This window comes from Desulfobacula sp. (assembly GCF_021107415.1).
In genome coordinates, this window is the sequence record NZ_JAIOSW010000483.1 from 1 (window position 1) to 12,487 (window position 12,487).

Annotated in this window: 13 protein-coding genes; 12 read left to right on the forward strand and 1 reads right to left on the reverse strand. The window is 44.5% G+C overall.

The annotated features are described in order from the left end of the window. Positions 1-211: 211 nt before the first annotated feature. The 12 genes from K8S13_RS24075 to ygeW all read left to right on the forward strand — a co-directional run bounded on the left by K8S13_RS24075 (position 212) and on the right by ygeW (position 11,716). Positions 212-397 (forward strand): hypothetical protein, encoded by a 186-nt coding sequence (locus tag K8S13_RS24075; protein WP_291466272.1) that lies wholly within the window; start codon positions 212-214, stop codon positions 395-397. 90 nt (positions 398-487) lie between these two features. Next, positions 488-1,273, forward strand: coding sequence for a peptidoglycan-binding domain-containing protein (locus tag K8S13_RS24080; RefSeq protein WP_291466273.1), 786 nt, complete (start codon positions 488-490; stop codon positions 1,271-1,273). 329 nt (positions 1,274-1,602) lie between these two features. Beyond that, positions 1,603-2,637, forward strand: coding sequence for an SUMF1/EgtB/PvdO family nonheme iron enzyme (locus K8S13_RS24085; RefSeq protein ID WP_291466274.1), 1,035 nt, complete (start codon positions 1,603-1,605; stop codon positions 2,635-2,637). Positions 2,638-2,777: 140 nt separating this feature from the next. Further along, on the forward strand, positions 2,778-3,470 hold the full coding sequence (locus K8S13_RS24090; protein WP_291466275.1) for a GntR family transcriptional regulator: 693 nt from the start codon (positions 2,778-2,780) through the stop codon (positions 3,468-3,470). Positions 3,471-3,483: 13 nt separating this feature from the next. Beyond that, positions 3,484-4,695, forward strand: a complete 1,212-nt coding sequence (locus K8S13_RS24095) for a YgeY family selenium metabolism-linked hydrolase (RefSeq protein WP_291466276.1) — start codon at positions 3,484-3,486, stop codon at positions 4,693-4,695. Between the two features lie 79 nt (positions 4,696-4,774). Next, on the forward strand, positions 4,775-5,284 hold the full coding sequence (locus K8S13_RS24100; RefSeq protein ID WP_291466277.1) for a TRAP transporter small permease: 510 nt from the start codon (positions 4,775-4,777) through the stop codon (positions 5,282-5,284). Positions 5,285-5,296: 12 nt separating this feature from the next. Beyond that, positions 5,297-6,574 (forward strand): TRAP transporter large permease, encoded by a 1,278-nt coding sequence (locus tag K8S13_RS24105; protein WP_291466278.1) that lies wholly within the window; start codon positions 5,297-5,299, stop codon positions 6,572-6,574. A 106-nt stretch (positions 6,575-6,680) separates the two neighbouring features. Continuing rightward, positions 6,681-6,860, forward strand: coding sequence for a hypothetical protein (locus tag K8S13_RS24110; protein WP_291466279.1), 180 nt, complete (start codon positions 6,681-6,683; stop codon positions 6,858-6,860). A 12-nt stretch (positions 6,861-6,872) separates the two neighbouring features. Further along, entirely contained in the window at positions 6,873-7,706 is an 834-nt protein-coding gene (locus tag K8S13_RS24115) for a DctP family TRAP transporter solute-binding subunit (protein WP_291466280.1), read from the forward strand. Positions 7,707-7,791: 85 nt separating this feature from the next. After that, positions 7,792-8,967: a threonine synthase gene (thrC, locus tag K8S13_RS24120; RefSeq protein WP_291466281.1), complete on the forward strand. Its 1,176-nt coding sequence runs from the start codon at positions 7,792-7,794 to the stop codon at positions 8,965-8,967. Positions 8,968-8,981: 14 nt separating this feature from the next. Then, a complete protein-coding gene (locus K8S13_RS24125; protein WP_291466282.1) occupies positions 8,982-10,442 on the forward strand; it encodes a pyridoxal-phosphate dependent enzyme in 1,461 nt (486 codons plus the stop codon). Between the two features lie 77 nt (positions 10,443-10,519). Further along, the gene (ygeW, locus tag K8S13_RS24130; RefSeq protein ID WP_291466283.1) at positions 10,520-11,716 is read left to right on the forward strand and encodes a knotted carbamoyltransferase YgeW; all 1,197 of its coding nucleotides are present in this window, start codon (positions 10,520-10,522) and stop codon (positions 11,714-11,716) included. Between the two features lie 77 nt (positions 11,717-11,793). On the opposite strand, the gene K8S13_RS24135 is transcribed toward ygeW, so the two are convergent. Then, a partial coding sequence (locus K8S13_RS24135; RefSeq protein ID WP_291466284.1) for a 3-dehydroquinate synthase family protein occupies positions 11,794-12,487 on the reverse strand: 694 nt, incomplete at its 5' end.

Sequence of the window (12,487 nt, forward strand, 5' to 3'; positions counted from 1 at the left end):
CATTACGTCCCCCAAAAGCAAACGATATAACCTCTATCATTGTTTTTAATTATGCTCAATGATAGAGGTTGAGGAATTTTGCAATGCGGGACAATTGATAAAACGCTATTAGTTAGACGATACATCATGAATTCTGAAGATCATAAGGTACACTCCGAAGTGTATCTGGGGGAATAAGGCTAAAAATGTGAATTTATTTGCTGGAGGTTCTATGAAAAAACTTCTCGTATGTGATGTTGAAGGTACAATTTTTCAGGCTAAATTTAAAATTGATGGAACCGATTACGCATCAACGATGTGGCAGCCAATCGCTGATGCTATACGGACGAAAAAGGAAACTAATAAAACAAGTATTTCCGCTTTTAAAAAAATGAGACGTAAGTTATACTTAATATGATCATGTTGGCAAGATCTCCCCTTTACTGATTCAAAGTAACAATAAATTTGGCAATTTTTATGCCTGTTTCTATCATTTAGGAGATGCACTATGAAAACATTAAGCAGCGGTTCCATTGGCAGGGAAGTAACAATATTGCAGACTGGTTTAAATCTTTTACCCAGTGCACTTGCACAGCTTGCTGTAGATGGAATATTCGGGTCAAAGACATACAATCGTGCTAAAGAGTATCAGGATTTGGCACGAATTATTGTGGATGGTATTGTTGGGCAACAAACCTGGACTACCATGGAATTGATATTGGGTCTGATTGAACGAATTGTTGAACAAAATAGATTGCGTGATAAAGTTGTTAGTGTCGCAAACCAGGAAGCAACGGGTCTTGGTATGACGGTACACGCTAAAATGCCCGGCACACTTGATGCCAGCAAGAATAAATATTTTCGAGCTGGGTATGTCCGATTATTAGAATATTTCAGAAAGGCAGCACCTGATCCAAAAAAACATGGAAAAACGCTGTTTAATGAAGATAATATCACCTATTTAAGCAAACCATTTCAACTGCCTCCATGCCCTCATTGGTGTGGCATTTTTGCATTGTGGGCACACAAAGAGGCAAACATTCAGGTAGGAACCTGGAAATTAGGAAGAGGAATTTTTTCAGTTCAGGGGTTTCATCCCACCCAAAATCCAAGAAAAGCAGACATCGGTTATGTTGGTGGAAAGTATCAACACATGGTGCTCATCGAACGGGTCTATCTTTTAAATAACCAAATTATGATCGACACAATTGAGGGTAATAGCGAACCGGACAGTGCTATCAAAAAAAAGCAACGACCGAAAATCCAGATTCAGGGATTCTTGTCAGCTTTTTAACCCTCTATTCTTTTATCAACTTGAATGACGAAAATTAGTCTATAATCAATTTTATGATGTAATAAGATACCTCCTAAACTTCTAAAGGACCCGGTAATGAATCGAATCCCTTAGAATTGTAATAACAGTGGAGGTGACGTGGCAAGTTCATTGGCGCCATTACTGATGAAGGTCATTCAACTTTATTTCCTGTCAACATTAATCAAAGGCATTTCCCCAGAGTGGTTTTTTTTCATGTGGTTGCCCTGAATTTGTTTTCAGCAAATATTCTTTATTGACTTGTCTTTCTCTAATAAATAGAGTCGTAATAGGATATTTTGAGGAGGGTCATGAAAAAAATACGAATTTTTGTAGTCATTGCAGTGTTATTCTTTTCAATTTCTTATGCAGCTGACAGGCCGGATCTGTCTTCAATGCTGGAGGAAGCAAGAAGAGGAGATGTTGAGGCCATGTGTGATCTTGGTATCGCCTATTTTTACGGGAAAGAGATATTAAAAGATCCATTTAAGGCCAAATGCTGGATACAAAAGGCATATGACAATGGATCCGTGCGGGCTGGAAAACTTTGGAACGATCTGGAATTGTGGAGATACTCGGGAAAATGTGAGACATCGTTTGATAACGAGATACTTCCAAAATACACCACAGGGGATATCTTTAAAGATCCTGTCACAGGAATGGAGTTTGTTTTTATACCCAAAGGTTATTTTATTATGGGATGTCATAAATTCGCAGAAAAATGTGATAAAGATGAAAGGCCTGCACATAAGGTGTGCGTAAATGGATTCTGGATGGGAAAATATGAAATTACACAAGAACTATGGCACCGTGTTATGGGCGGCAATCCTTCCCGGTTTGGTAGTGATTTGCGCCATCCGGTTGAAAATATTTCTTTTGATGACATTCAAAAATTTATTCAGATACTGAATTCAAAAACCAGAGATAAATTTTTACTGCCCACGGAAGCCCAATGGGAATATGCCTGTAGAAATGGCGGGGAAAAAACAAATTTTCCCTGGGGCAATGAAGCTAATCGTCCCGATGCAAACTGCGGTACCTGTGATTCAGGTGATTTTCATGGCGAAACCGCTCCTGTTGGCAGTTTTCCTCCCAATGAACTTGGATTATATGATATGGCAGGCAATGTCAAAGAATGGTGCCGGGATGTCTATCACAAGAAGGCCTATGCCGGACATGCCAAAAAGAACCCTGTTTATGAGGGAAAAGGATCTTCAAGGGTTGTCAGGGGAGGGGCATTTGTAGATAATATATCAAAACTTCGGTGTACCAACCGGGATAAATCCATATCAGGCATGAAAAGTTACTATATCGGTTTCAGGCTGGTATTGACAAGGGATGATTAAAAGGATTCACGGGAAGTTTTCTGCAATAAAAATGCAATCAATGATATCTTGACTTTAGATTTAAAGTGATATATCACATCCAATATGTTGGATTTCATTTAATATATTGAGAAATCAATTACAGGAGAGGTGCTTTATTCATGCCGGTTCCAGCAAAAAATAGTCCCATCACCCGTCCCAGCATGCGGGAGGAAGTTTACAACACCCTGCTCGCCTGGATTATGGAAGGCGAACTCCGTCCCGGAGAAAAGCTCCTGGACAAAGAACTTGCCGAAAACATGGGAGTGAGCCGTACTCCAGTTCGAGAAGCTTTGCGGCGTTTGGAAGACAAGAGCCTGGTAGAGTCTTCTGCCAACCGGTGGACCCGGGTCTCCGAAGTATCTGTCAAAGAGCCTGAGATGATTTACCCTATTATATGGAATCTTGAGGAGCTTGCAGTTGCCCAGGCCATGGAATATCTTACACAAGCGGATCTTAAAAAAATGAAAGATGCCAATACCGCGCTGGGTAAAGCTCTTGAGGAAGCAAATCCTGTCAAGGCATACACAGCGGATGAAAGATTCCATGATGTTTATATTCAACGTTCCCAAAACCCCCACCTGGTCAATATCCTCCAAGATTTGAAAATAAAAAGCCGGCGGGTGGAGGTAACGTATTTTAAAGAGTATGCCTGTGCCAAGTATTCCCTGGAGGAGCATTGCCGTATCATGAATGCCCTGATGGCAAAAGATCTTGACCTTGTCCGGTCATTGATTCGATCCAACTGGCAAAGCAGCCTGAAACGCCTGAAAGATATTGAATGCAGGGTTAATTTTGACGAAACTACAAATTAACGGAGTCACACCAATGAGCATTGATTTTCAAAAAGTAATGGAAAAGGCCGAAGAATATAAACCCCGGATATCTGCCTTTCTACGGGACATGATCGCCATTCCCAGTGAGAGCTGTGATGAAAAAAAAGTTGTGCAGCGAATCAAGCAGGAAATGGAAGGGGTCGGGTTTGACAGGGTTGAGATCGACCCCATGGGCAACATCCTTGGATATATCGGTACCGGCAGGCACTTGATTGCCATGGATGCCCACGTTGATACCGTAGGAATTGGAAATCCGGAGAACTGGGAACACGATCCCTATACCGGGTATGAAGATGATAAAATCATTTATGGCCGGGGTGCCAGTGACCAGGAAGGGGGCATGGCCTCAATGGTGTATGCAGCAAAGATCATTAAAGACCTGGGTCTTGATAATGATTATACGCTGCTGGTTACCGGAACCGTACAGGAAGAGGATTGCGATGGTCTCTGCTGGCAGTATATTATTGAGGAAAGTAAGATCAGACCCGAGTTTGTTATTTCCACAGAACCGACCTCTCTTGGCATATACCGGGGCCAGAGAGGACGTATGGAAATTAAGGTCTCTGTGGATGGCGTCAGCTCACATGGGTCTGCACCCGAACGTGGCGACAATGCCATATTTAAAATGGCCCCTATTCTCATGGACCTTACACAACTTCATCTTCGCCTGAAAGATGATCCTTTTCTCGGGAAAGGTTCCCTTACCGTATCTGAAATTTTCTATACGTCGCCATCCCGTTGTGCAGTGGCGGATGGATGCTCTATTTCTGTTGACAGACGGCTAACTCACGGAGAAACCTGGGAAAATGCTCTGGAGGAGATACGTCAACTTCCCTCAGTAAAAAAGGCCGGGGGCAAAGTGACCATGTACAATTATGACAGACCTTCCTACACGGGGCTGGTCTATCCCACAGAGTGCTATTTCCCCACCTGGGTTCTTTCAGAGGACCATGCAGCTTGCAAAACCCTTGTGGAATCATACACTTCTTTATTTAATGACGACCCTGTAGTGGATAAATGGACCTTTTCCACCAATGGTGTTTCTATCATGGGACGTTACGGGATTCCCTGCATTGGATTCGGGCCCGGCGCTGAAAAACAGGCGCATGCACCCAATGAGATTACATGGAAAAATGAATTGGTCAAAGCAGCGGCCATGTATGCCGTGATCCCATCGCTCTATGTAGAAAAATATGTTCAATAGTTGCAACCGTGGAACCCATATTGTTTCATAAAAAATATCAATCCGACGCAGGAATCAACACCTGCCAGGGAGGTTTTGAATGAAAAAAGAAGGAAAAAATTTGTTAAATACTGTGGCCGGCAGACTGAACTGGTTTGTGGAGCGTGTGTGTGCCCTGTTGATTGGTATCATGGTTGTGGTCATCTGGTTTGAAGTGATTGAGCGGTATGTTCTCCACCTGGGATACACCTGGACTGAAGAGTTTTCCAGGTATGTCATGATCTGGGCAGCACTTCTGGCTGTTTCCTGTGGTGCCTATTACCGGGAGCACATCGGCCTTAATATTGTCAAAAGGTTTTTGCCGGAAAAAGGAGCCCGCATCCTTGGGGTCAGCCTTGATCTTATCAGCCTCTCCTTTTTCCTTTTTCTTGCCTGGTACGGCATAGACATGACAAAGGCAGGTCTTGGCCAGTATGCAACCATTTTTGGTATTACCATGGTGGTGCCTTTTGCTGTGGTTCCGGTCTCGTCTTTCTTGACCGCCTTTCAGATATTTGCTGCCATGTTAAGAAGCCTTGAGCCTTCTGTCAACGGCATGTCAACTAAATAGGGGGGTATGATCATGATAATAGTTCTTTTAATCTTTTTCTTTTTTATCTTCATGGGGCTTCCCATTGGCGTAACATTAGGCGTTGCAGGTATTGCAGGCCTTGTGCAGATCGGGGGAGAAAATTTTTTAGTGATGGCCCCTAAACGGTATTTTGAGGGTCTGGATCTGTTTACTTTCATGGCCATGCCGTTTTTTATCCTGGCCGGGGAGATCATGAACCGATCCGGCATTACTGAAAAACTTGCTGCTTTTGCCGATGCCCTGGTGGGTTATCTTCGGGGAGGACTTGCCCATTCCAATATGATTGCGTCCGTATTGTTTGCCGGAATGACCGGTGCTGCCGTGGCTGACACGGCTGCATTCGGAAATATCCTGGTCCCGGCCATGGTCAAGGAAGGATATACCCGGCCTTTTTCCTGTGCCGTGACGGTTGCAGGTTCTATTATCGGGCCCACTATTCCGCCGTCAAATCTCATGGTGATCTATGGTTCCCTCATGGGGGTCTCTATTGCAGGACTCTTTGCAGCAGGCATTCTTCCCGGGCTTTTGATCTGCGCCCTGTGCATGGGGGTTATTGCCCTTCTGGGAAAACGCCTGAACCTTCCAAAGAGCAAGGAAAAATTCAGTCTTTTACGTATCTTCTGGGCATTTAAATCAAGCTTTCTTGCCATTCTGATGCCCGCCATTATTCTTGGCGGCATATTGTTCGGGATTGTCACCCCCACGGAAGCTGCAGCCATTGCCGTATTTTACGCCCTGTTCATCAGCGTGGTCATTTACCGGGCTCTGACCTTTAATGATATTGTACAGATGTTGATCCGTACAGCCAGAATCACGGGCATCGTGTTTTTGATCATTGCCAGTGCCTCTATCTTAAGCTGGTGGATGACTTTTATGCAGATTCCCCAGAAAATAGCAGCTTTTATCCTGTTTTTGTCCAGCGATCCAAAGGTGGTCATTGCATTGATCCTCTCCCTGCTTTTGGCCGTGGGCATGTTCATGGATATCAATGCTGCCCTGATTATCCTGGCACCCGTGCTCGGGCCCCTGACAAAAACCATTGGAATGGATCCCGTTCATGCCGGAATCATGATAGTTCTTGCATTGAATATTTCCTTGATGACGCCGCCGGTGGGCGCCTGCCTGTTTGTGATGTCGTCGGTGACGGGAGAAAGGATCGAAAAGATCAGCATGTCCCTGATCCCGTTTCTGGTGGTGGAAGTCGCCATACTTTTTTTAGTGGCATTCTGGGATGATCTGACCATGTTTATTCCAAGACTGCTCATGTAATTGTCGTATCAATACTCCATGACCGGCGGATATCAAGTGACTTGCCGGGAATTGGAACCTATAACCCAACGGCAACCTTAGGTTGCCATAATTTCGGAGGATTAAGATGAAAGTTTTAAAACAATTGACGATTGTACTGATGGTAGCTCTTTTTGCTGTAGTAACTATCACAGGAACAGCCATTTCAGCAAAAACCATTAAACTGCACCACCTGAACAAGGATGATCCCTTTGATAATCCAACAGGTGCCATGGCAACGGTATTTAAAAGCCTTGTTGAAGCATGAACCAATGTTTCAGTGATGGTCCAGACCTTTCCCATCGGACAGCTTGGTAAAGACAAAGATGCCCTGCAGCAGGTAAAAGCAGGTGTTATCCAGGCAGGTATCCATTCTGTTGGTGGGTTTGCATCGGTTTATCCGCTCATTGGAATTCTGGATATTCCCTTTGCCTTTCCTAACATCAGTAAAACCTATGAGGTATTTGACGGTCCTTTCGGAACAAAACTGGCGGATAATATTAATAAGAAAACCAAACTCCATGTTTTGGGTTTTGGAGATTCAGGTGGATTCTTCCATCTGACCAACTCCAAACGCCCCATCCATACCCCTGCTGATATGGCTGGCGTTAAAATTCGTACTATGGGCCTTGATACCCATAAAGCAATTATTTCTGCAATGGGCGGACAGCCGGCAGCCATCTCCTGGTCAGAAGTCTACACAGCGCTTCAGACAGGTGTTGCTGATGGCCAGATGAACCCTATCCCCATCATTGCTTTTGCAAAGTTTCAGGAAGTTCAGAAATATCTGACCCTGTCAGGACACATTTTTGCCCCCTATGTCTGGGTGATGAATCAAGATTTCTGGAATAGCCTGACTGACGGTGAAAAGCAAGTTGTTTCCTATGCTGCCAAATCCGCCATTGTTGCCGGTCGTGGTATGGGACGTGTTATTGAAGCTTCTGACAGGGGCCTTATAGAGCTGTCAAAACACATGAAGGTCAACACCCTGACGGCTGCTGAAAAAGAAGAGTTTAAAAGGGTTGCCGTACCTGTTGTTAAAAAACTTATTATCAATAAATTCGGCACCGAAGGCCAGGAAATGCTCAAGGCTTTTCTTGATGCTGTAAAATAGGCTGACAACAATAAGCCAAACCCAGCCTCCGGGGATTGCCAGTGCAGACTCCGGAGGCATTTTAACAAACCGGAGACAGCGTACCATGGAGTTTCACTATGGCTGTAGTATCTGTAATAAAACATTTGATATAGTACCGGAATTGACCCTATGTCCGGACTGTTCAAAAAATCAACAACCAGACCAGCCCCTTTCAGGTGTTCTGGAGGTGAAATTGAGCGGCAGCACTCATGAAGATTTTACCATTGCTGACCTGCTTCCCGTGGAACCTGAATATTTTCCACCCTCACCCGTGGGTAATACCCCTTTGTGGAAACCTGCAAATTTGAGGCAACAAACCGGGTTCAAAAATCTGTTTATCAAGGATGACGGCTTAAATCCAACTTCCTCGTTCAAGGACAGGGCTTCTTTTCTGGTCTCAGCCTTTGCCAAAAAATTCAACATCAATGACATTACCCTGGCCTCCACGGGAAATGCCGGCTCATCCATGGCCGGGATCGGGGCTGCAGCCGGTCAGGCCATCACCCTGTTTTTACCAAAAACAGCCCCTGTTGCAAAGCTTGTCCAGGCGCTTCAGTATGGGGCCACAGTTTTCCGGGTTGATGGCAACTATGATATGGCCTATGATCTCTCCCTTGCATATTCACAAAAAAAAGGCGGTATGAATCGAAATACTGCTTACAATCCCATGACTATTGAAGGCAAAAAAACGGTGTCCCTGGAGTTGTTCAAGCAGCTTGACCAGGTACCGGATATGCTATTTGTATCAGTGGGAGACGGATGTATTCTTGCCGGTGTTTATAAGGGTTTTAGGGACTTAAAACAGTTGGGGCTTATCCGGGATATACCCAAAATAGTTGCTGTTCAGGCCCAAACATCAGATGCTCTTTTTCGGGCATATACCACAGGAAAATTTGAAAATATTCCCACAGCCACAGTGGCTGATTCCATCTGCGTTGACGTACCGCGAAACGGGATACATGCCCTGGCCCAGATAAAACAATATAACGGAGAGGTCATGACTGTATCGGATGACGAGATCATACAGGCCCAGGCTAGTCTCTCCAGAACCACTGGCCTTTTCACTGAACCGGCTGGTGCTGCATCATTTGCAGGGTTTCTAAAGGCCGCACCCGGGCTTGACCCGGATGCTTTGATTGTGGTTTTGACCACAGGAAACGGCTTGAAAGACAGTGTATCTGCAAGCCTAGGGATTCGTGTGCCAGACACCTTGATTCATTCAGTTGATGACATTTTATAAAAAAGGATTTATCCGTGATTGATTTAACCATTCATTCCAAGACCCTTGAAAAAAATATTGCCTATTGCCGGGAAAAGGGAATTACCCTGCCCACATTTGCCATGATGAAAAATCCAGACACGGTTCCGGAAAAAATAAAAGATCAGCTTAAAAACATCGGGCTGTGGGACGTCCATTCGGCGAATCTCTACCGGATTACCTGGAACAATGAGTCTAAAGATAGAGGAGGGCTTTTTGGTGGTGTCAATCACTTTGTTTTGCCGCCGGAACTAACCGGATGCCGGGCCAATATTATCATGCTGGCCGGCCGCTGGTTCCCCACGGGTGCCCATAAGGTCGGCGCCACATACGGCTGCCTTGCCCCAGGATTAGTCACAGGCCAGTTTGACCCCCGGAAGACAAAGGCGGTTTGGCCTTCCACAGGAAACTATTGCCGCGGCGGTGCCTATATATCAGCTCTTCTGGCATGCAATGCCATTGCTATTCTGCCCGAAGAGATGTCAAAGGAACGCTTTGAATGGCTGAGCAAAATTGCCGGTCAGGTCATTGCAACCCCGGGCTGCGAATCCAATGTCAAAGAAATCTTTGACAAATGCTGGGAACTTAAGAGTTCAGGAGAAGACTTAAAAATATTCAACCAGTTTGATGAAATGGGTAACCCCATGTGGCATTATACAGTGACGGGTAAAGCCATTGAAACACTTTTGGAACAATACCTGACACCGGGTAAACGTTTTGCAGGGTATGTGTCCTCATCTGGTTCCGGCGGGACCCTGGGTGCGGGTTACTATCTGAAACAAAAATTTCCCCGCACCAAGATCGTGGCAGCCGAAGCACTCCAATGCCCTACACTTCTTAACAATGGATTTGGTGCCCACCGTATCGAAGGTATTGGTGACAAACATGTCCCCTGGGTCCACAATCTTAAAGAAACCGATTTTGTGGTGGCCGTGGATGATGAAGCTCCCATGAGAGCCTTGCGTTTGTTTAATGAGCCCCTGGGAAGACAGGCCCTGGTCAAAAGCGGGGTAGATAAAATCCTTGTGGACAAACTTGATCTTCTAGGTATTTCAGGAATTGGCAATATGATTGCTGCCATCAAGTTTGCAAAATACAATGAACTGACCGAAGATGACTTACTGGTTTCCATTGCAACAGATTCCATGCAGCTGTACGATTCAAGGCTCAGTGAACTTGAACAGGAGCGGGGGGTATACACAGACAGCGATGCCCTAAGGGACATGGAGCTTATCAGCGCCATTGCTATTGACTATACAAAAGAACTGTCCTATTACGACAGAAAAGCCATTCATAATCTTAAATACTATACCTGGATAGAACAGCAGGGACGTGATGTGGAAGAACTGAACGATCAGTGGTATGATCATGACAATTACTGGTATTCCATGTTTGATCAGGTACATGCCATTGACGAGCTGATTAATGAGTTTAATAAGCGAGTGGGCCTGCTTTAGATCAGATCGAAAATCCGATTAATTGAGTTGACAGCAAGATAAACAAAGGAATTTATAAGACCAGGATGGAGAAAAACATGGACAAAACACATATAAAAGAACAGATAAAACAGCTTGCCCTTTTAAATACCAAAAAAATGTTTCTGGATGATTTTCTGCTGACCTGGGACAGGAGCGATGATGAGATCGCTGCTGTGTTCAAGGTTGCAGGAATCCTCATGAACATGCGTAAAAAAAACATATCCACACGGTCCTTTGACAGCGGCCTTGCCATTTCGCTTTTTCGTGACAATTCCACTCGGACACGGTTCAGCTATGCCAGTGCCAGCAACCTCTTGGGCCTTAGTGTCCAGGATCTGGATGAAGGAAAATCCCAGATTGCCCATGGTGAAACCGTTCGTGAAACCGCTAACATGGTATCCTTCATGGCTGATGTCATCGGTATCAGGGATGACATGTACATCGGCAAGGGTAATGCTTACATGCGCGAAGTTGCAAAATCCGTCAACCAGGGGTATGAAGCTGGTATTTTAGAGCAGCGCCCTACTTTAATCAACCTCCAGTGTGACATTGATCATCCCACCCAGTCCATGGCAGATGCCCTTCACCTGATTCAGCATTTCGGAGGCATTGATAAGCTTAAAGGCAAAAAAATCGCCATGTCATGGGCCTATTCACCCTCCTATGGAAAGCCTTTGTCAGTTCCCCAGGGGATTGTGGGGCTCATGACCCGGTTCGGTATGGATGTTGTCCTGGCTCATCCGGAAGGATACGGTATTATGCCGGAGGTAGAGGAAATTGCCAATAAAAATGCTGAAATTTCGGGCGGCTCATTTACTAAAACAGATTCCATGGCCGAAAGCTTTAAGGATGCCGATATTGTTTATCCCAAAAGTTGGGCACCTTTCAAAGCCATGGAAAAACGCACCGATTATTACGGCAACAACGACATGGAGGGTATTAAAGCTCTGGAAAAAGAGCTTTTAATCCAAAATGCCAATTTCAAGGAATGGGAATGTACACAGGCTCTCATGGATCTGACCCGGGATAAAAGCGCCCTTTACATGCACTGTCTGCCTGCCGATATCACTGATGTCAGCTGCAAGCAGGGTGAAGTGGCTGCATCTGTTTTTGAGCGGTACCGCAATCCCCTCTATGTTGAGGCAAGCTATAAACCCTATGCCATAGCAGCCATGATCTTTATGGCCAAATTCAGCAACCCGGCTGAAAAACTTATGGAGCTTCTCAAACGTGACCGCAGTCGCATTTATTAAGACACAACCGGTTGTAAAAAAAACCGGATAATTGAAGCCATGCCCTTTAATCGTCCGGTTTTCATAGTAAATTTAAATTATTGCTTAAAGAGCAAAGTTATGAATTTGTTCATTTCTTCAAAGCTGATTTTTTCAACCCTTGCTTTTCCAATCTGTTCAAGGAAAACATAAAAAAGGTCGCTGCCCTGCTTTTTTTTATCTTTTTCAGCAGCCCTGATAATTTCTTTTGCATTATAATCAAGGGTTGTTGGAAGGTTAAGATCATTTAAAAGCTGGGTGATTCGTAAAACATCTTCCTGATTTATCAGGTGTTTAGCCTGTGAAAACTTGGCTGCAGCCACCATTCCCATGGAGACAGCCCTTCCATGGCCTGGTTTTTCGATTTTTTCAATGGCATGGCCAATGGTGTGACCGAAATTGAGTTTTTTTCTTTCGTTGGATTCTTTTTCATCCTGCTGGACCACTTGGGATTTTATTTTCACGGAATCTGCAACAAGCCTGAAAATGGTATCCTCATCAAGATCAAGGGCTTTTTGTCTATTATTTTCAATAAAATCAAGTAGATCCATATCTGAAATCAGTGCATGTTTGACGATTTCGGCAAGGCCGTTTGAAATTTCTTTTTTTGGCAGGGTTTGTAAAAGATCTATGTCACAAATCACAAATTCGGGCTGATTAAAGACTCCCACCATATTTTTATAAGAATCCAGGTTGACCCCGTTTTTTCCACCGACACTGGCATCCACCTGGGATAAAAGAGAGGTGGATACA